This window comes from Nonomuraea sp. NPDC049649 (assembly GCF_040675175.1).
Classification (GTDB): Bacteria; Actinomycetota; Actinomycetes; order Streptosporangiales; family Streptosporangiaceae; genus Nonomuraea.
The window spans coordinates 22239-42228 of record NZ_JBFAOH010000016.1; the positions used below are offsets into that span (position 1 = coordinate 22239).

At 71.5% G+C, this 19990-nt stretch carries 17 protein-coding genes and 1 riboswitch; of the genes, 3 read left to right on the forward strand and 14 right to left on the reverse strand.

The features are described 5' to 3' along the window. From AB0J42_RS20995 to AB0J42_RS21040, 10 genes are all read right to left on the reverse strand, one after another. Nucleotides 1-999: a LacI family DNA-binding transcriptional regulator gene (locus tag AB0J42_RS20995; RefSeq protein WP_364296786.1), complete on the reverse strand. Its 999-nt coding sequence runs from the start codon at nt 997-999 to the stop codon at nt 1-3. Then, a complete protein-coding gene (locus tag AB0J42_RS21000) occupies nt 980-2389 on the reverse strand; it encodes a GH1 family beta-glucosidase (RefSeq protein ID WP_364296788.1) in 1410 nt (469 codons plus the stop codon). Before AB0J42_RS21000 ends, AB0J42_RS20995 begins: the two co-directional genes overlap by 20 nt. Further along, nucleotides 2386-3237, reverse strand: coding sequence for a carbohydrate ABC transporter permease (locus AB0J42_RS21005; RefSeq protein WP_364296790.1), 852 nt, complete (start codon nt 3235-3237; stop codon nt 2386-2388). The genes AB0J42_RS21000 and AB0J42_RS21005 overlap by 4 nt, the downstream gene beginning before the upstream one ends. Next, nucleotides 3234-4190 (reverse strand): sugar ABC transporter permease, encoded by a 957-nt coding sequence (locus AB0J42_RS21010; protein ID WP_364296792.1) that lies wholly within the window; start codon nt 4188-4190, stop codon nt 3234-3236. Before AB0J42_RS21010 ends, AB0J42_RS21005 begins: the two co-directional genes overlap by 4 nt. Nucleotides 4191-4259: 69 nt before the next feature. After that, nucleotides 4260-5591: an extracellular solute-binding protein gene (locus AB0J42_RS21015; protein WP_364296794.1), complete on the reverse strand. Its 1332-nt coding sequence runs from the start codon at nt 5589-5591 to the stop codon at nt 4260-4262. Between the two features lie 266 nt (nt 5592-5857). Next, on the reverse strand, nt 5858-7105 hold the full coding sequence (locus AB0J42_RS21020; RefSeq protein WP_364296796.1) for an RNA polymerase sigma factor: 1248 nt from the start codon (nt 7103-7105) through the stop codon (nt 5858-5860). 74 nt (nt 7106-7179) lie between these two features. After that, nucleotides 7180-7611 carry a YciI family protein gene (locus tag AB0J42_RS21025; protein WP_364296798.1) on the reverse strand — a complete coding sequence of 144 codons (432 nt, stop codon included), beginning with the start codon at nt 7609-7611 and terminating at the stop codon, nt 7180-7182. Between the two features lie 94 nt (nt 7612-7705). Beyond that, on the reverse strand, nt 7706-8362 hold the full coding sequence (locus AB0J42_RS21030; RefSeq protein WP_364296800.1) for a CHAP domain-containing protein: 657 nt from the start codon (nt 8360-8362) through the stop codon (nt 7706-7708). 13 nt (nt 8363-8375) lie between these two features. Next, nucleotides 8376-8513, reverse strand: a riboswitch (cyclic di-AMP (ydaO/yuaA leader). Between the two features lie 114 nt (nt 8514-8627). After that, nucleotides 8628-9584 (reverse strand): Gfo/Idh/MocA family oxidoreductase, encoded by a 957-nt coding sequence (locus tag AB0J42_RS21035; RefSeq protein WP_364296802.1) that lies wholly within the window; start codon nt 9582-9584, stop codon nt 8628-8630. 46 nt (nt 9585-9630) lie between these two features. Continuing rightward, nucleotides 9631-10446, reverse strand: a complete 816-nt coding sequence (locus AB0J42_RS21040; RefSeq protein ID WP_364296804.1) for an aldo/keto reductase — start codon at nt 10444-10446, stop codon at nt 9631-9633. A gap of 97 nt (nt 10447-10543) precedes the next feature. On the opposite strand from AB0J42_RS21040, the gene AB0J42_RS21045 reads away from it, so the two are divergent. Together AB0J42_RS21045 and AB0J42_RS21050 are read left to right on the forward strand one after the other, a co-directional pair. Continuing rightward, the gene (locus tag AB0J42_RS21045; RefSeq protein ID WP_364296806.1) at nt 10544-11482 is read left to right on the forward strand and encodes a hypothetical protein; all 939 of its coding nucleotides are present in this window, start codon (nt 10544-10546) and stop codon (nt 11480-11482) included. 4 nt (nt 11483-11486) lie between these two features. Then, nucleotides 11487-12653, forward strand: a complete 1167-nt coding sequence (locus tag AB0J42_RS21050; protein WP_364296808.1) for a DUF6716 putative glycosyltransferase — start codon at nt 11487-11489, stop codon at nt 12651-12653. 73 nt (nt 12654-12726) lie between these two features. Here the strand turns inward: AB0J42_RS21050 and AB0J42_RS21055 are convergent, their stop codons facing one another. The 4 genes from AB0J42_RS21055 to AB0J42_RS21070 form a co-directional block, all read right to left on the reverse strand. Then, a complete protein-coding gene (locus AB0J42_RS21055) occupies nt 12727-13989 on the reverse strand; it encodes a polysialyltransferase family glycosyltransferase (protein ID WP_364296810.1) in 1263 nt (420 codons plus the stop codon). Further along, nucleotides 13986-14939 carry a glycosyltransferase family 2 protein gene (locus tag AB0J42_RS21060; protein ID WP_364296812.1) on the reverse strand — a complete coding sequence of 318 codons (954 nt, stop codon included), beginning with the start codon at nt 14937-14939 and terminating at the stop codon, nt 13986-13988. The genes AB0J42_RS21055 and AB0J42_RS21060 overlap by 4 nt, the downstream gene beginning before the upstream one ends. Nucleotides 14940-14944: 5 nt before the next feature. Beyond that, on the reverse strand, nt 14945-16987 hold the full coding sequence (locus tag AB0J42_RS21065) for an N-acetylneuraminate synthase family protein (protein WP_364296814.1): 2043 nt from the start codon (nt 16985-16987) through the stop codon (nt 14945-14947). 73 nt (nt 16988-17060) lie between these two features. After that, nucleotides 17061-18422 (reverse strand): ATP-binding protein, encoded by a 1362-nt coding sequence (locus AB0J42_RS21070; protein WP_364296816.1) that lies wholly within the window; start codon nt 18420-18422, stop codon nt 17061-17063. A gap of 301 nt (nt 18423-18723) precedes the next feature. Between AB0J42_RS21070 and AB0J42_RS21075 the strand changes: the two genes are divergently transcribed. Next, nucleotides 18724-19986 carry a maltose ABC transporter substrate-binding protein gene (locus AB0J42_RS21075; RefSeq protein WP_364296818.1) on the forward strand — a complete coding sequence of 421 codons (1263 nt, stop codon included), beginning with the start codon at nt 18724-18726 and terminating at the stop codon, nt 19984-19986. Nucleotides 19987-19990 lie beyond the last annotated feature (4 nt).

Sequence of the window (19990 nt, forward strand, 5' to 3'; positions counted from 1 at the left end):
TCAGGCCGACTCGCGCCGCACCAGGTGGGTGTCGAGGATCACCACCGGCTGGCGGAGCTCCTCGCCGTGGATGCGGGCCACCAGCAGCAGCGCCATCTGGCGGCCCATCGCCTCGGTCGGCTGGTGGACGGTCGTCAGCGGGGGGTCGGCGTGCAGCGCGGCTTTGGAGTCGTCGAAGCCGATCACGGCCACGTCGTCGGGGATGGCCCGGCCCGCCGCCTTCAGCACCCGGAGCGCGCCGAGCGCCATCGGGTCGGAGGCGGCGAACACCGCGTCGAGGTCGGGGTGCTCGGCCAGCAGCTCGGTCATCGCCGCCTCGCCGCTCTCCTCGGAGAAGTCGCCGTACGCGACCAGCTCCGGCAGGCCGGTGGGCAGCAGCGCGTCGCGGTAGCCCGCCAGGCGGTCGACGCCCACCCCCATGTCCTGCGGGCCGGCGATGGCGGCGATGCGGGTACGGCCGAGGCCCAGCAGGTGCTTGACCGCCTGCCGTGCCCCGGCCCTGTTGTCCATGTCGACGTAGCTGTAGGGCGACAGCCCGATGGGGCGGCCGCCCAGCACGGTCGGCACGCCCATCTCCTCCAGCTTGCCCGGCAGCGGGTCGGCGCCGTGCAGCGACAGCAGCAGCACGCCGTCGACGTGCTGCCCCGTCAGGTAGTGCTGCAGCCTGGCGTGTTCCTGGGGGGTGCGCGCCATGGCGAGCAGGAGTTGCAGGCCGGTTTCCGACAGTGCCGAGCCGATGCCCCGGATGGTGCCGGCGAAGTAGGGCTCGTCGAAGAGCCTGCCCTCCGACTCGGACACGACCAGCGCGACCGTGTCGGTGCGGCGGGTCACCAGCGTCCGGGCCGCCCGGTTGGGGACGTAGCCCAGCTCCTGGATCGCCGCCTGCACCGCTTCGCGCGCCTTCTGGCTCACGTTGGGGGAGCCGTTGATGACTCTCGACACCGTGCCTCGGCCGACCCCGGCCCGGGCAGCGACTGCCTCAAGAGTCGGTCGGTTCATGGTTCCTATTCTGCCGGATGATCTCGGCGTACCAGGTCGCGCTGTCCTTGGGCAGCCGCTCCTGGGTTTCGTAGTCGACCCGGACGATACCGAAACGCTTGCCGTATCCCCAGGCCCACTCGAAGTTGTCCATGAGCGACCAGGCGAAATAGCCCTCCAGCGGCACCCCGGCGTCGATCGCCTCGCGGCAGGCGCGCAGGTGCGCCTCGAAGTAGGCGCGCCGCTCCTCGTCGCGGACCCGGCCGTCCTCCAGCACGTCGTCGAAGGCGGCGCCGTTCTCCGAGACGACCAGCGGGACCCGCGGGTAGTCGCGGGCCACCCTGGTGAGCACCTCCACCAGGCCGTCCTCGTCGATCTCCCAGCCCATCGCGGTGACCGGGCGGCCGCCGTTGACGAACGAGACGTGCTCGCTGCCCACCCAGGGCGAGTCCGTGTCGGTCGGCGCGGCCGCCGCCGAGGCCCGGCCGCCGGGCTTCCCCGACACCGTGAACCGGCTGTAGTAGTTGACCAGCAGCACGTCGATCGGCGCGTTGATGGTCTTGAGGTCGCCGTCCTCGATGAAGCCGAAGTCCATCCGCAGGTCGTCCAGGACGTCCTGCGGATAGCGGCCGGTCAGCAGCGCGTCGAGGAAGAACCGGTTCTGCAGCCCGTCGATGCGGCGGGCCGCGTCCTGGTCCTCCTCGGAGGAGGTTTCCGGGGTGATCGCGTAGAGGTTCACGCAACCGCCCACCCGGCGGGCGTCCATGGCCTGGACGGCCAGGCCGTGGGCGAGGTTCAAGTGGTGCGCGGCCCGGATGGCGTTCTCGGGCTCGCGGCGTCCCGGAGCATGCTCGCCCGAGGCGTATCCGAGGAAGGCCGCGCACCACGGCTCATTGACGGTGCTCCACGTGTGCACCCGGTCGTGCAGCGCTTCGTGCACGACCGCCGCGTAGTCCGCGAAGCGGAGCGCCGTGTCCCTGACCGGCCAGCCGCCTCTGTCCTCCAGGGCCTGCGGCAGGTCCCAGTGGTAGAGCGTCAGCCACGGGTCGATCCCGTGCGACAGCAGCTCGTCGATCAGGCGTTTGTAGAAGTCGAGTCCTTTCTGGTTCACGCGGCCGAATCCGTCCGGCTGGATCCGCGGCCACGAGACCGAGAAGCGGTAGGAGGTCAGGCCGAGATCGGCCATGATCCGTACATCGTCGCGATAGCGGTTGTAGTGGTCGATGGCGACGTCGGCGTGCTCGCCGCCCACCACCCGGCCCGGGGTCTTGGTGAACGTGTCCCAGATCGAGGTGCCGCGGCCGTCGGCTGTGACCGCGCCTTCGATCTGATAGGCCGAGGTGGCAGCGCCCCAGGCGAAGCCGGGAGGGAAGCGGAGCTCGGAACGGGTCTGTTCCTCCTGAGTCGTCACGCCTTGACCGCACCTTCCATCAGGCCGCCGACGATCTGCCGGCCGAACAGCACGAAAACAACGAAGAGGGGCAGCACCGAGGCCGCGGTGCCGGTGAACAGCATCACGTAGTCGGTGCCGTGGGCCTGGTTCAGCGCCGCGATCGACGTCTGCACGACCGGGTTCTCCGGGAGCAGCACGATGAGCGGCCACATGAACTCGTTCCACGTCTGCATGAACACCAGCAGCGCGAGCACCGCCATGCCCGGCCGGAGCGCGGGCAGGATGACCCTGCGGTAGATGCCCAGCGTGGAGGCCCCGTCGACCCGGGCGGCCTCGACCAGCTCGTCCGGCACCGCCTGGGAGGCGTACTGGGTCATCATGAACACGCCGAACCCGTTGACCAGGAACGGCAGGATCACCGCCTGGAGCTTGCCGGTCCAGCCGAGCGTCACCATCAGTTCGTACAGCGGGACGATGCCCATCTGCTGCAGCGGCACCATCATCGTGACCAGGATCGTGCCGAGCAGGATCTTCGAGCCGCGGAAGCGCAGCTTGGCGAAGGCGAAGCCGGCCAGGGTGGAGATGAGCACCACCGACACCGTCACGGTCGTCGCCACGATCGCCGAGTTGACCAGCCCGGTGAGGAAGTAGGCGTCCTCGGTGGAGAGCAGCCGCTCGACGTTCTCCCCGAGGTTGCCGCCCGGGAGCATCGGCGGCGGGGTGTCCAGCGCGTCGTCGTTGGTCCGCGTCGCCATGATGAACATGTAGTAGACGGGGTAGGCCGACAGCAGCAGCGCCACCGTCAGGACGACCTTAGTGAGAGCCCCCGCATCCCACAGTCGGTTGACCGGTTGCCTGGTGATCATCGTGCACCCCCGATGCGGCGCGTGAACCAATAGTTGATCATGGTGCCGAAGAGGATCAGCACGAACAGCAGCCACGCCGCGGCCGAGGCGTAACCGATCTGGAAGCTGCCGCGGAAGGCCTGCTCGACGATGAACATCGCCACCGTCTGGTACTGGCCGGTGGTGCCGCCGGTCATGATCTGCTCACCCTCGAACATCACCGGCTCGGTGAACAGCGTCAGGCCGCCGATGGTGGAGATGAAGACCACGAACACGATGGTCGGCCGCAGCATCGGCAGGGTGATCTGCCAGAACTGCCGGCGTGGGGAGGCACCGTCGATGGCCGCGGCCTCGTACAGGTCCTTGGGGATGGTCTGCATGGCCGCGAGCAGGATGATCGCGTTGTAGCCGGTCCAGCGCCAGTCGACCATCGTGGCGATGGCGATCCAGGAGGACCACTTCTCGTTCTGCCAGGCGATCGGCTCGATGCCCACCAGCCCGAGAATCCAGTTGAACAGGCCGTAGTCACGGCTGTAGAGCTGGCTGAAGACGACCGCCACCGCGACCACCGAGGTGACCATCGGCAGCAGCACACCCAGGCGCCAGAACAGCCGGCCCCGCAGGCGCTTGTTGAGCGCGTTGGCCAGCAGCAGGGCCAGGATGATCTGCGGCACCGTGGCCAGCACGAAGATGCCGACCGTGTTGAACACCGCGTTCCAGAAGTCGGCGTCGACGATCAGCTTGGCGTAGTTCGAGAGTCCGGCGAACTCCCGATCCCCGGCCAGTTCCGCGTCGTACAGCGAGAGCCAGAACGTGTAGAGGAGGGGGAAGATGCCGAAGACGGCGAAGAGCAGGAAGTACGGCGAGACCAGGAGATAGGGCATTCCCCTGAGGTCGAAGCGGCTCATCCGCCTGCCGGGCCTCGCCCGCTTGGGCGACGCGTGCCGGGGCGGCGTCGCGAGTTGGAGTGTCATGGAAGCCTTTCGAGCCAGGTAGTAGGTGGCGCCCGCCCGGAGCGGGCGCCACCCGGTCCTCTGGGAGCGTCAGCCCGCCGCCTTGACGCCCGCCTCGACGAACTTCGTCCAGGCCTCGTCGTAGCCCACGGCGCCCTGGTCCATGCCCTCGAGCACCTTCTCCACCGCGGTCTTCACCTGGGCGTGCTTCTCACCCAGGAAGACCGGCTGCAGGTCCTTGACCGAGTCCGAGAAGATCTTGCCGGTCGGGACGTCGTTGAAGTACTCGTTCTTGAGGTCGGCGACCTCCGGGTCCTGCTGGGCCGGGAGGGAACTCGGGAAGGCGCCCGCCTCCTTGAAGGCCGCGACGTGGCCCTCCTTGCCCGTCAGGTAGTTGAGCACCTCGGCGGCTTCCTTCGGGTGCTTGGTCTGCTTCGGAACGGCCAGCCACGAGCCGCCCCAGTTGCCCGAGCCGCCCGGCACCGCGGCGACGTCCCAGTTGCCCTTGTTCTCGTCACCGGCCGCGCCGGAGATCACGCCGAGCATCCACGACGGGCAGCCCATGGTGGCGAAGTCGCCGCCCTTGATGGCCTTGTTCCACGGCGGGCTGAACGCCTGCAGCTTGGCGGTCAGGCCCTCCTGGCTGAACTTCTGCACCCAGTCGAAGGCGGTCTTGACGGCCGGGTTGGACTCCAGGACCAGCTGGTTGTCCTTGCTGAAGTAGGAGACGTTGCCGTTCTTCGGCGCCTCCTGCGACAGGATCACGTTGTAGATGGTGTTGGGGCCGTCCATCCACTTCGCGCCGGTGTCGGCGGCGGAGAACTTCTTGCCGGCCTCGAGGTAGGCGTCCCAGGTGGGCCAGAGCGCGGCGACCTCTTCGCGGTCGGTCGGCAGCCCCGCCTTCTCGAACAGGTCCTTGCGGTAGCACATGGTCATGCCGCCGATGTCGGTGCCGAGCGCGAACAGCTTGCCGTCGGCGTTGATGCCCGCCTCCCACTTGGCCGCGGGGAAGTCGGCCTTGCGGTCCTGCAGCCCGTACTCGCCCAGGTCCAGGAAGAACTGCGGGCGGGCCGCCATCAGGCCCATCGCGCCCTCGTCGATGCCGACGATGTCGCCGGCGCCGCTGCCCGCCTGGAGGCGCTGGAGCAGCTGCGGCAGGAAGACGTCCTCGAACCGGTCGGTCAGGTTCGAGTACTTGATCTGGATGTTCGGGTTCTCGGCGTTCCACTTCTCGACGGCGGCGTCGTAGCCGAAGTTCTCGCCGCCACCGAAGGTGTGCACGTTGATGGTGACCGGCTCGGCGGGCGCGTCCGAGGCGGAGTCGGCGGCCGGCGTCTCGGCGTTGCCGCAGGCGGCGGTCACCGCCGCCAGGGCGGCGACCAGGAGTCCGCTGACGGCGAGGCGGCGCTTGTGGTTCGTCATTACCGTACCCCTCTTGGGTGTGGATCTTGGGAGGTGTGATCGCGGCATACCCGCGACTGGAAGTCTTTGGGAGCGCTCCCACAAAGAGTGCCCTCAGCGCGTGCAGGCGTCAACGTCCCGAAACTCAACCGTTACCTCTGGGGCATTCTGCGACCCCTAAAGCGGGCTTGAAGGCATGAACCACGCGAAGCACTACTTGGGAGCGCTCCCATCCCACGGGTACCGTTTCTCCCGCTTTTCGCCACAGAAACACTGAAACCCCCGCCTCAGCGGCAGGAGGCGGCCCGCCGTTCCATGAGAACACGCTCGCGCTCGTTACGCGTCAGCGAGGCCGCGCGCTCGAACTCCGCCGCGGCCTCCCCGAGCCGCCCGAGCCTGAACAGCAGGTCCCCCCGGACGCCCGGCAGCAGATGGTAGCCCTTCAGCGCCGGCTCCCCGGCGATCTGGTCGACCAGCTCCAGCCCCACCCCGGGCCCGTACGCCATCGCCAGCGCCACCGCCCGGTTCAGCTCCACCACCGGCGAGCCCGACAGCGCCGCGAGCCGCGCGTACAGGTCCGCGATGCGGACCCAGTCGGTCTCCCCGGCCGTGAACGCGCGCGCGTGGCAGGCCGCGATCTCCGCCTGCAGAGTGTACGGGCCCAGGTCGCCGCTCAGCTCACCCGCGCGCTCCAGCGCGGCCAGGCCCCGGCGGATGAGCAGCCGGTCCCAGCGGGCGCGGTTCTGCTCCAGCAGCAGGATCGGCTCCCCGGACGGGCCCACCCGGGCCGCCGCGCGGGACGCCTGGATCTCCATGAGCGCCACCAGCCCGAACACCTCGGGCTCCTTGGGCATCAGCCCGGCCAGCACCCGCCCCAGGCGCAGCGCGTCCTCGCAGAGCGCCGGCCGCATCCAGTCGTCGCCCGCGGTGGCCGAGTAGCCCTCGTTGAAGATCAGGTAGATGACCTCCAGCACCGGCGGCAGCCGCTCGGCCAGCTCCATCCCGGAGGGCACCTCGAACGGCACCTTCCGCGCGGCCAGCGTCCGCTTCGCCCGGACGATCCGCTGCGCCACCGCCGGCTCCGACATCAGGAACGCACGGGCGATCTCGCCGGTGGACAGCCCGCCCAGCACCCGCAGCGTCAGCGCCACCCGGGCCTCGGCCGGCAGCACCGGATGGCACGCGGTGAACACCAGCCGCAGCAGGTCGTCCTCGATCTCCCCGGCCTCCGGCGGCTCGTCGTCCTCCAGGCGGTCTTCGAGGTCGCGGCCCAGCTCGGCGAGCTTGCGCTCGTACGTTCTGTTGCGGCGGATCAGGTCGACGGCGCGGCGCTTGGCCACGGTCATCAGCCAGGCGCCCGGGTTGCGCGGCACGCCCTCGCGGGGCCACTGCTCCAGCGCCGCGACCAGCGCGTCCTGCGCCAGCTCCTCGGCCAGGCCGACGTCGCGCACGATGCCGGAGAGCCCGGCGATGAGCCGCGCCGCCTCGATGCGCCAGACGGCCTCGACGGCCCGGTGGGTGTCCGAAGCTGTCACCCGGCCATGCAAACAGCCCGACGGGCGGGCCGCAACCTCCGTTCCGCGCCAGACGGAGGTCGCGGCCCCGCCCGTCAGGAGTCCGGACGCTCGGCTTCCAGGCCCTCCCGCACCGCCCGGTCGCGCCGGGCGGTCTCCGGGGTCATGGAGGTCTCCGGCATGTCGGCCGCGTCGAAGACCTCCCAGACCTCCAGGCCGACGCCCTCCTCGCCTTCCGGTACGGGGACGCGCAGGGCCCATTCGATGGCCTCCTCGCGGGATTTGACCTGGATGAGCCAGAAGCCGGCGATGATCTCCTTGGTCTCGGCGAAGGGCCCGTCGATGACCTTGGGCTTGCCCTTGCCGTAGGCGATGCGGGCGGCGCGGGAGCTGGGGTGCAGCCCTTCGGCGGCCAGCAGGACGCCGGCCCTGGCCAGCGACTCGTTGTAGGCGATCATGTCGTCGACGAGTTCCTGGCTCGGCATGACGCCCGCCTCGGTCTCGGCGCTGCCCTTACCGATGATCATGAATTTCACGGTGGTTCTCCTCGAATCCCGGTCTCGCCTGAGCGTCGGGCGAGCGGTGCCCGGATCGACACCTCACGGGATTCTTCCGGAGAACTCAGGCGGCGTACTCGGGGTAGCCGTAACCCACGACCTGCCACTTGGGACGGATCCGCTCCTCGACCTTCCCGCGGCCGGTGTTGCCCTCGATCGTGGTGATCGTCCCGTTGTTGTTGTCCTTGACCACGAAGCCGACGTGCTGGATGGCTCCGATGCTGTTGCTGCCGTTCCAGGCGAAGAAGACGACGGCGCCCGGCCTGGGCTCGGTGCCCCAGCGGTTGTTGTCCCTGAACCACTGGGCGTGCGTCACCGTGTAGGCGTCCGAGCCGACCTGCGAGCCGGCGCCGAGTTGCTCGCCGACCCAGGAGACGAACATCGCGCACCAGGGGGCGTTCAGGTAGGCGCTGGGGTGGCCGCCGTCGCGGGCGACGGTCTCCAGGGCGCGCTGCGAGCCGGCATACCAGTGCTGGAACTTGGTGCCGCCGCCCTGGGCGTTCTCCGTGATGCCGATCTGCGCCCTGGCCAGGGCGAGCACGTCGGAGGCGGTGGCGGTGATCTTCTTCTCGGAGTCCTGCGCCGCGGCCTGGACCCGGTCGCTGCCGGGGTCGGCGTGGGCGGGGAGGGCGACGCCCAGAGTGCAGGCGGCGAGGGCGGCGGCGAGGGCGGCGCGGAGCCGGCTGGGTTTGGGGGAAGGGGAAAGACGGTGCCTGACCATCGAGGGGAGATACTCCTTGCTTCCATGCCGCTTACCGGGTTAGCTGACGGGTTCGGGCGTGGAAGCTGCCCTACGGCGCGCTAGGCGCCGATTCACCCCGAGGGAAGTGGGTCCCCGGTTCCGCGCAGGGCGGATTCAGCGGTCGCAGGGCGGTCCTGCGAGGCGACGATCTACTCGGACATGAACGGACAAACCGGACGTTCGTCGCGAATGCCGAGTAAGGTAACGTATCCGGCAAGAGACGGCAAGCGCCCTAAAGCCGCAGCTAGCGGAGCTGCGCCCGCGCTTCGGCCAGAAGCCGCATCATGGCAAGGCTTTCGTCAAGCGGCATGACTTCGCTCTCGGTGCGGCCCCGCGCAAGACAGTCGCGGACCTCCCGGAGCTCTCCGGCGTACCCGTTCTCCGCCGGATCCCCGAGCACGTGCTCCTCCGGCTCCATCCCCGGCCTGCTGAGCACGACCCGCCGCGGAGCCCAGAACGGAGCGTCGATGTCGGCCCGCATCCCGGTGCCGACCACACTGGCGTCGTTGGCATATCCTGCGAGCAGCGAGCACTCCACCAGCGCCCGCGCGCCGCCCGGGTATCTCATCAGCCCGCCCGCCTCGGCGTCCACGCCGCTCGGTGCCAGCGAGCCGGTGAAACTCATGCTCTCGGGCTGCCCGAGGAACAGCTGGGCCAGCCCCATGGGGTAGATTCCCAGGTCGAGCAGGGCGCCGCCGCCCAGCTCGGGCGCCCAGAGCCGGTGCGCCGGATCGTACGGATGCGCGAAGCCGAACGCGGCCCGCACCGAGCGGATCTCCCCGAACCGCTCATCGGCGGCCAGCATGCGGATCAGCGGGCTGAACCGCGTCCACATCGCTTCCATCAGGAAGACCCCGGCCTCGCGGGCCAGCCGGACCATCCGTTCGGCGTCGGCCACGGTGGCGGCGAGCGGCTTCTCGCAGAGCACCGCCTTGCCCGCCGCGATGGCCGCCTCGGCCACCTCGAGGTGCTGCGCGTGCGGGGTGGCGACGTAGACGGCGTCCACCGCCGGGTCGGCGCAGAGCTCGGCGTAGGAGCCGTGGGCGGAGCCGGCGCCGAGCGTCGCGGCCAGCGCCTTGGCCCGGCCCAGGTCGCGGGAGCCGACCGCGGCCACCCGCATCCCCGGTTCGGCGGCGATCACCGCGCCCACCGTCCGGGCGATGCCGCCGGTCGCCGCGATGCCCCAGGCTAAGTCACGCACGCGGAAGATCGTACAGACTCATCCGCGAAAGCGATATATGTGCCAATTACCCCAGCTCGTCGGGGTCGGCGCCGAGGCGGCGGTTGGCGTTCATCGCCCCGATCGCGGCCATGTCCTCGTGGTCCAGGATGAAGTCGAACACGTTGATGTTCTCCCTGATCCGCGACGGGGTCACCGACTTCGGGATGACCACGTTGCCGATCTGGATGTGCCAGCGCAGCACGATCTGCGCGGGCGTGCGGCCGTGCTTCTCCGCCAGCACCGCGAGCGCCGGATCGTCCAGCAGGCCCTTGCCGGAGCCGAGCGGGCTCCACGCCTCGGTGAGGATCCCGTTCTTGTCGTGGAACTCGCGCAGCTCGTGCTGCTGGAACCACGGGTGCAGCTCGATCTGGTTGATGCAGGGGATGATGTCGGTCTCGTCCAGGAGCCGGGTGAGCGTGGCCACCGTGAAGTTGGACACGCCGATCGCGCGGGCCCGGCCGTCCTTGTAGATCTTCTCCAGCCCGCGCCAGGCCTGCACGTACCGGTTCTGCTTGGGCGCCGGCCAGTGGATCAGGTAGAGGTCGACGTAGTCCATGCCCAGCCTGGCCAGGCTCTCGTCGAAGGCCTGCTCCACCCGGTCGTGGTCGCTGTTCCACAGCTTGGTGGTGACGAACACCTTCTCGCGCGGGACTCCGGAGGCGCGCACGGCCCGGCCGACGCCCTCCTCGTTGCGGTAGAGCGTGGCCGTGTCGATGTGCCGGTATCCGGCTTCGAGCGCGGTCCGCACGGCCCGCTCCGCCTCGTCGTCGGGCACCTGCCAGACGCCCAGCCCGAGCTGCGGGATCTCGACGCCGTCTCTGTAGAGCCGTAGCGTGTTCATACCTCCCATTGTTCACGTCTCGTTCCGCATGGCTTAAGCCTCCCGGGCTAGCTTGAAGCGGTCGTGAACGGGCCATCACCTGGCTGGGAGAACAAACGTGGTCAAACAGGCGTCGGCCTGGGTGGAGTCCCCGCTCCAGATGCTGTGCGCCGTCGAAGCCCACCACGCCGGGCTGCTCGGCCCGGCCACGGCCATCGTGCCGCGGGCGCGGCTGCGCGCGCTCAAGGCGACCCGCCGCGAGCTGCGCCGCCTCGACCTGCCCGCCGGTCTGGAGCTGGCCGAGCCGAGCGAGCGCCTGCCGCGCCGCCCGGCCGCCGTCGGCGACGCCTTCTCGGGCCGGGTGCAGCTGCGCTGGCTGACCGGCTTCCCCGGCCGGGTCGTCGTGGTGGACGACGGCATGGCCACGCTCCGGCTGCTGGAACTGCTCGCCGCGGGACCGTACCGGCCGCTGCTGCGGGCCCGCGCCGAGCCCGGCCCGCTGCGCACCGCGCTCGGGCTGGCCGCCGCGCTCCGGCTGCGCGCCGGCGGGGTGACCGTCTTCACCGCGCTGCCGGTCCCCGACGATCTGGCGCGCGCCGTCCGGGACGCCGGGGTCGACCTCGTACGACACGACTTCGCGTGGCTGCGCGGCCAGCCGCAGCGGCAGGCGGGCCCGGCCGAGCGGACGGTCGTGCTCGGCACCTCGCTGGTCCGCAACGGGCTGGTGCACCGCGAACGCTACCTGCGCTGGCTGACCGAGCTGGCGGCCGAGGAGCCGCTCGCCTACTACCCGCACCGGCGGGAGGACCCGGTCGACGTCGCGATCATCCGCGAGCGGCCCGGCATCACCGTGCACGACCACGGCGCGCCCGCCGAGCTGACCCTGCGCGGGCTCGACCCGGGCCAGCGGGTGGTCAGCCTGCCGTCCACCGCGATCTCCTCGCTGCGGGTGCTGCTCGGCCCGCGCGGCGTGGCGGTGGAGCCGGTCGAGGTGCCCGACGACTGGTGGACCAGCAGGGCGGCCCCCGCGCTGCGCACGCATCTGACAGGAGTGTGACCGGTTGAGAGTCCTGGCGGTGGCCGACTCCGACTCGTACCTGAAATGGGCGGCCTGCCTGCTCCAGGACCTGCCGGAGGGCTGCGACACCGAGCTGGTGGTGGTGCGCACCCCGATCGCGCCGTCGGCCGAGCAGATCGCCGCCGCCGTCTCCGGGCGGGCCGCGCCGCCGGTGGTGACCGCGCGGGCGCTGCGCCGCCTGGCGGAACGGTCCCGGCCCGACGTGATCCTGGCCGCCTGCACCGGGCCGGTCGTGGACGTGCTGGTCTCCGGCGTGCTGGACGGGCTGCGCCCGCGGCCGGTGTTCGCCACCGGGCTGCCCGGCATCTCGGTGCCCGCCACGGAGAAGGCGTGGCTGTACCGCAGCGGGTGCGACCTGTTCGTGGTGCACAGCGAGCGCGAGGTGGCCGAGTTCGGGGCGATCGCGGCCCGGCTCGGCGGGGGAGGGGCGGTCGGGCTGGCCCGGCTGCCGTTCCTGCGGCCCCGGCAGGAACGCCTCGGCGGCGACCGGGTGGTGTTCGCCACCCAGGCCAAGGTGCCCAAGGCGCGCGAGGAGCGGGAGCGGATCCTGCTCGCGCTGGCCGAGCTGGCCGCCCGCCGTCCCGGGCTGGACGTGGTGGTGAAGCTGCGCGCGCTGGAGGGCGAGCGGCAGACCCACCGCGAGCGGCACCACTACCAGAGGCTCTGGCGCGAGCTGGGCGAGCCGGGCCGGCTGCGGTTCGCCGCGGGCTCCATGCAGGACCAGCTCTCCCGCGCGGCCGGGTTCGTCACCGTCAGCTCCACGGCGGCGCTGGAGGCCATCGCGATGGGCGTGCCGTCGCTGGTGCTGAGCGACTTCGGGGTCAACGCGGAGATGATCAACCTGGTGTTCGAGGACAGCGGCCTGCTGGGCACCCTCGACGACCTGGCCGCGGGCGACTTCCGGCAGGCCGAGCCCCGCTGGTGCGCCGCCAACTACTTCCACCCCGACGAGCGCGGCGACTGGACCGGCCTGCTCACCGGCCTGGTCGTCTCCCGGCCCCGGGTCCCCGCCAGATCCCTCCTGGACGGCCCCGAGCACGCCGCCGCCCGCCGCCGCGCCCGGCTCCGCGTCGAGGTGCCGCCGAACATGCTGCGAGCCGGCTACCGCGCCAAGCGCCGCGTCCGCCGCTACCTCAAGGTCCTCATCTGACGCACCACCCGCCAGGCTGACCGCACCTCCCCGCCTGCTGGAGGCTTGCGGCTTCTCCCAGGTGAAGGCGGGGCTAGCGGGGGGTGCGGAGGCGTCTGCGGAGGCGGTCCAGGGCGCTTCGCGGGGGTGGCGGGGGTGTGTCCGGCTTCTCGGCGAGGCCCAGGGCTTCCAGGCGGCGGCGTTTGAAGTAGCGGGGGTCGAAGGCGAAGCCGTCCGGGCGCAGGTCCGGGTAGGAGCCGGCCTGCATGCAGTAGCCGACGGCGCGGACCAGTGAGGGCAGGTCCACCGGGGGCGGGTCGTCGATGATGCCGTCCGCCGACAGCCGGGGGAGCAGGGCGTCCACGATGGTGACCGGGATGCGGTTGCTGTTCTCGTACGGAGTGAGCCGTTCCAGGACGAGCCCGGTGCCGTGGGAGGCGGCGCGCAGCCCGTAGTGGCGCCGCGCCGTCATCAGCGCGGTGGAGAAGCAGCCCACGACCAGCTCGGGCCGGAGGGTGGCGAAGCAGACCTCGGCGGGCACGCTCTCACCGGCCACTGTCAGGTGGACGCCGAGCCGTTCGGCGGCGGCGCGCAGCAGCCGGGCGTGCCCGCGCCCGGCCGCCGGGTGCGGCTTGAACAGCACGCTGGTGCAGCCGCGCAGGGCCAGCGCGCGCAGCATCGCCTCGTGCAGCCCGGTCTCCTCCTCAGGGGTGAGGATGCCGAGCGCCGACAGGTACTGGCCGAGGATCATCGCCTGCCCGCTCGCGACCGCGGGCGCGGTCACGGCCATCTCGCGCACCGCCGCCAGGAACGGCTCCTCCGGCAGCGTCGCGGCGGGCACCCCGTACTCGCTCAGCGGCAGCGGCGTCAGCCCCGGCACCAGGTCCGGGTGGAGCAGCCGGGTGACGCGGCGGTGGATCTCGGCGGGCAGCGGGTCGCGGGTCGGCCCGTAGCTCATCAGCCCGTCGGCGTAGACGGTGATCGGGCAGTCGCGGATGAGCGCGGCGATCGTCCGGGCGGGCGGGACCGCGACCGACTCCAGCACCAGCTCGTCGGCCACGTCCAGCCTCAGATGGGTGCGGACCAGCCGCTCCAGCATCGGCACCTCGACGGCGCGGGGCCGCCAGTCCGACGGGTGCAGCGGGGCGATCAGCTCGTTCCAGGAGCGCACCTCGTCGAACCGGGAGGCGATCGCGGCGAAGCCGGGGGTGGCCTCCAGCGGGGTGGAGACCTCGGGGATCGCCGTGTTCGACGACACCAGCAGGATCCGGCGGCCGTCCCGGAACAGGCCCGCGTCGATGCCCGCCGCCAGCGACAGCGCGCCGAAGAGCGTCGAGGAGTAGAAGATCGTCGTCACGCGTCCTCCGCGAGGGGCAGTCCCGGCAGCACGTCGGCGAGCAGGGCGGCGCGCTCGGCGGGCATCGACGCCACCGCCTCCGCCACCAGGTCCGGCGGCAGCGCGCCGAGCATGCCGGCGGCCCGCCCGGTGAACCGCTCCCGCAGCTCCGGCGGGAACCGGCCGGCCAGCTCCAGGTGGTGGCCGAGCAGGGCGCAGAAGTTGCGCACCGCCTTCGGCAGGTACGCCGCCTCCAGGTCCTTCATGACCAGCTCGAAGGCGTCGAAGAAGTGCAGCTGCCGCTCGTCGCCCACCTGCGTGAGCGAGCCGGGCACCTGCCGCCGGTAGAAGACGCCCGCCAGCGGCACCGCCGCGAACGTCACCGCCTCCCGGTGCAGCCGCCAGATCCACGGCCGGTCCTCGGCGGTGTGCAGCCCGGCCGGGAACCGCAGCAGGTCGCCCAGGGACCGCCGGTAGACGCCCGCCCACGCGTACGGGTAGTCGACCATGGTCCGCACGCCCGCGGGCAGGATCGCCTCGCGCGGGTCGAGCACCGCGCCCCGCTGCGCCGCGGGGGCTCGGTGCACGACCCGCTTGCGGCCCTCGACCTGGACGTGGTCGGTGCGTACGAAGTCGCAGCCGAGCCCGTCGACGGCCGCGACGAGCCGCGCCAGGTAGCCGGGGGCCAGCCAGTCGTCGCCGTCCAGGAACGTGACGTACCGGCCGGAGGCCGCCTCCAGCCCGGTGTTGCGCGCGTCCGCCAGCCCCAGCGGCTCGGGGTTGCGGATCACGGCGAGCCCGGGCAGGTCGGCGCGGAAGTCCTCGACGACGGCGGCGGTGTCGTCCGCCGACCCGTCGTCGACCACGATGAACTCGAAGCCGGGCCGGAAGTTGCGGGTCAGCGAGGCGAGCGCGTCGGCGACGAAGCGCTCGCCGTCGCGGACCGGCACGATGACCGAGAGGACGGCCACCGGGGTCAGACGGTGATCCGGCGCAGCCGCGCCTTGGGCGCCTCCTCGCCGGGGAAGACCCGCTTGACGCCGTCGCCCATCGCCTGCTCGATGATCCGGATGTCGCGCACCAGGTGCTCCAGCCCGGACGGCTCCAGCGAGGCGGCGTGGTCGGAGCCCCACATGGTGCGGTCGAGCGTGATGTGCCGCTCCACGCAGACCGCGCCCAGCGTGACCGCGGCCAGCGAGATCTGCAGGCCCCGCTCGTGCCCCGAGTAGCCGACCGGGACCCCGTACCGCTCCTTGAGCGTGATGATCGTCCGCAGGTTGGCCTCCTCGGGAGGCAGCGGGTACGTGGACGTCGCGTGCATCATGATCAGCTTGTCGGTGCCGAGGATCTCCACCGCCCGGTCGATCTCCTGCAGCGTGGACATCCCGGTCGACAGGATGACGGGCTTGCCGGTGGCGGCGAGCGCGCGCAGCAGCTCGTGGTCGGCGACGCCGGCCGAGGCGACCTTGTGCGCCAGGACGTCCATCTCCTCCAGGAACTCCACCGACGGCACGTCCCACGGCGAGGCGAACCAGTGCAGGCCGCGCTCGTCGCAGTACTTGGCGATCTGCCGGTACTCGTCGCGGCCGAACTCGGTGCGCTCCTTGTACTCCAGGTACGTCATCTCGCCCCACGGCGTCTGCCGGATCTGCCCCTTCTGCGCCTCGGGCACGCAGATGGCCGGGGTGCGCTTCTGGAACTTCACCGCCTGGCAGCCGGCGTCGGCGGCGACGTCGATGAGGCGGCGGGCGATGTCGAGGTCGCCGTTGTGGTTGATGCCGATCTCGCCGATCACGTACACCGGCTCGCCGTCGCCGACCAGCACGTCCCCGATGGCCACCGGGCGGAACCTGAGCCGCGGCGGCGCGGCCGGGGCGGGCTCCTCGGTCACCGGGCGGGCCGCGATCACCCGGTCGCAGAGCTCGCGCACCGCGCCGTCGCCGCCCGGCCTGCTCAGCACCACCCGGGCCACCGCCCGCACCCGCGGGTGGGCGTCCGGCACCGTGACCGGCCAGCCCACCTCGGCCATCGGGCCCAGGTCGTTGACGTCGTTGCCCACGTACGCCACCCGGGCCGGGTCGAGCTTCTCGATGGCGAGCCAGTCGCGCAGCACGGTCCGCTTGTCGGTCAGGCCCTGCAGCACCGGCACGCCCAGCTTGCGCGCCCGGGCGGCCACCACCGGGTTGTGCTCGGTCGACATGACCAGCACCTTGACCCCGGCGCGGCGCAGCAGCGACACGCCCATCCCGTCCGAGCGGCTCACCAGCACCATCTCGCGGCCCTCGGAGTCGACGTAGGCGCGGTCGTCGGTGTGCACGCCGTCGAAGTCGGTGATGACGGCGTCCACGTCGATCGGCTCGGGCGCGTCCGCGAACGGGGCCAGCGCCCGCGCGATCTCCAGGTCCTCGGGGGTGTCCACCTCGACCGCGTGCCGGGCGGGCACCTCCTGCACGGCGACCTGGCCGAAGAAGCGGTGGCCGTGCTCGCGGAAGCCCGCGGTGCGCATCGCGTAGAAGGCGCCGGTCTCGCGGAACTGCGGCTCCATGTCCTGCCTGCGCGGGCGGGAGGCCGGGTCGTGGTTGACGCCCGCGCCGGCCGGGGTCCACAGGAACTCGTGCGTGGGCGTACCGGAGAAGACCGAGTCCGCCTCGCCGTCGAGCACCCGGCGCACCGCCGCCGACAGGTCGGCGGGGTCGATGAACGCGCTCGTGCACTGCACCAGCACCACGACCACGGGATCCTCGTCCAGCGAGTCGAGCGCGTGCAGCACCGCGGACTCGCTGGAGGCCGTGGCGCCGCTCAGCTCGGCCGGCCGCTCCACCACGCGCGCGCCAGCCCGCCGGGAGGCCTCGGCGATGCCCGCGTGGTCGGTGCTCACCACCACCTCGTCCACCGGCTCGGCACGGAGGCAGGCGCGCACCGCGCGGGCCACGAGCGGGACGCCCCCGACCGGGGCGAGGTTCTTCAGTGGGACGCCCGCCGAACCTCCACGGGCGGGAACTACGGCCAGGACTCGCAACGTGTCTCCTCTGTGCCTTCCGGGATGCACCCAGAAGCTAGAGGCACCGGTTGAACTGGCAGCGTCCCCGTGCTTAACGTTCCGGGGCGGCCGGCAGGCGCAGCACGAAACGGGCGCCCTGGGAGTCGCCGTAGGTGCTGTCCTCGACCCGGATCTGGCCGCCGTGCGCCAGCGCCACGTCGCGGGCGATCGCCAGGCCCAGCCCGGTGCCGCCGGCGTCGCGGCTGCGGGCGGCGTCGAGCCGGGTGAACCGCTCGAAGATGCGCTTGCGGTCCGCCACGGCGATCGGCGCGCCGTCGTTCTCCACCGCCAGCACCGCCTGGCCGTCCTGTCGCGACACCTCGACCGTCACCTGGCTCTCGGCGTGCCGCTGGGCGTTGTCCAGCAGGTTGCCCAGCAGCCTGGACAGCTGGAACTGGACCCCGTCCACGGTGACGTCCTCGGCGAGCTCGGTCCGTACCGGGATGCGGTCCGTGCGGGAGGCGAGCTCCTGGCGGACCAGCCCGGCCAGGTCCAGCCGCTCGCGGGGGCCGTCCGCGTCGGAGCCGATCCTGGCCAGCAGGAGCAGGTCGGCGATGATGGCCTCCAGCCGGTCGGTGTCGCGCAGCGCCGACTTCACCAGCGTCCGCACGTCGGTGTCGTCCGGGTAGAGCTGGGCGCTCTCCAGCTGGGCGCGCAGCCCGGCGACGGGGGTGCGCAGCTCGTGCGAGGCGTCGGAGGCGAACTGGCGCTGCTGCACCCCGGAGCGCTCCAGGCGGGCCAGGGTGCCGTTGACCGAGCGGGCGAGCTGCGCCACCTCGTCGTCGCCCGGCGGCTGGGTCACCCGGCGGCTCACGTCCCGGGAGGTGATGTCGTCCAGCTCACGGCGGAGCCGCGCCACCGGCCGCAGGGCCGTGCCGGTGACCACCCAGGTCGCCCAGGCGGTGAGCGCGAGGATCAGGCTGACCTGGACCGCCGCGTTGATCTCCAGGACCCGGCCGGCGATCATCGCCGGAGGCTGCCGGGCCGCGTAGACGATCGGCGAGCCGGCGTTCGGGCCGGCCCGCATCGCGGTGACGTAGAAACAGGTGTCGTCCGGCAGGCAGTTCGTGACGTCGACGGGGCGGCCGCTCACCTGGGGCCGTACGTGGCTCAGCCGCGGCAGGTGCCTGGCCGCGTCGCTCGTCGCCAGGATCCGCCCGTCCGGCGCGACCAGCTGGACGAAGTCGACGTCGCTGTCGAACACGGGCAGCCGGCCGTCGGGGCTCAGCCGTCCGTCGCGGGCCAGTGCGGCGACGCGGCCCGCCGTGTCCCCGGTGGAGTCCCAGGCGGACCGTGCCAGCAGGTGCCGGCCGACGAGCACACTGGAGATCGCCACGGGAATGAGCACGAGCGCGGCCACGACCGTGGCGATGATGGTGACGCGTCCCCGCAGGGAGCGGGCCCACAATCGCACCTATCGACGCTACCCACCGCACGCTTGGGCAACTGCCGCGCCAGGGAAAGAACCTTCCCGAACTGCGGCAATAGAGGGATTATCGGGCTGAGCTCGGGCCCGCCGCCGGCCGGAGCCGGTGCAAGCTTGCGGAAAGTTGCAGACCGCTCCCGTGCTGGAGGTAGGCCCGAAAGGGCGCTCTGGCCGGTGTGGATCGGGTAACGCTCTCTTGCAAGATCTTCCAAATTTTGCAAAATGCGGCTAACGTCCCGGAAGCAAATGCCGTGAAAGCGGCGATTCCATGAATCTTTCGGGAGGTCTCATGAGGAAGCGAGCTCTGGGGGTGGCCGCTCTCACGACGCTGGCTCTCACCGCCTGCGGCGGGTCCGACCCCGCCGCCGCCCCCTCCGCGGCTCCGAGCGAGTCCGCCTCGGCCGCTCCCGCCTCGGGCAAGCTCGTCATCTGGGCCGACCCCAACCGGGTCAAGGCCCTGGCACCCTTCGCCGACCAGTTCGGCACCGAGAACGGCGTGACCGTCGAGGTGAAGGAGATCAGCAAGGACAACCAGCAGACCTTCCTCACCGCCTCCCAGCAGGGCAGCGGCCCCGACGTTATGATCGGCGCGCACGACTGGATCGGCAACCTGGTGCAGAACGGCGCCATCGAGCCGGTCAGCCTGACCGAGGAGCAGAAGGCCGCGTTCTCCGACGTCGCCATCAAGGCGGTCACCTTCGACGGCCAGATCTACGGCGCCCCGTACGCGGTCGAGAACATCGCGCTCATCCGCAACACCGACCTGGCCCCCGACGCCCCCGCCACCATCGAGGAGATGGTGGCCACCGGCAAGAAGCTCAAGGACGACGGCAAGGTCCAGGAGATCCTCTGCCTGCCCGTCGGGCAGAAGGGCGACGCCTTCCACGTCTACCCGCTGTTCGCCGCGGGCGGCGGCAAGCTGTTCGGCGCCACCCCGGCCGGCGACCCCGACCCCAAGCAGGTCCTGGTCGGCTCCGAAGGCTCCGTCAAGGCCTTCGGCAAGCTGCGCGACCTCGGCGAGAAGGGCGACGGCGCGCTCAAGACCTCGATCACCAACGAGAACTACATCTCCAGCTTCGCCGGCCAGAAGTGCGCGTACCTCATCTCCGGCCCGTGGGCGATGGGCGACGTCAGGAAGGGCGGCTTCGGCTACGACATCACGCCCGTCCCGACCTTCGAGGGCGGCGACCCGGCCACCCCGTTCGTCGGCGTCCAGTCGTTCTTCGTCGCCGCCAAGGGCCAGAACAAGACGCTCGCCCAGGAGTTCGTCACCAACTACGTGACCAACAAGGACGTCGCCAAGGCGCTGTACGAGGCCGACCCCCGGCCCCCGGCGCTGACCGAGGCCCTGGAGGAGGTCAAGGCGGCCGACGCCGACGCCGGCAAGTTCATGGAGGCCGGCAAGGAAGGCATGCCCATGCCCGCCATCCCCGAGATGCAGGCCGTCTGGGATCCGTTCGGCATCGCCGAGGCGGCCATCGTGAAGGGCGGGGACGCCGCCAAGGCGGCCGCCGCCGCGCAGAAGACCATCGACGGCTCGCTCAAGAACTGAACCC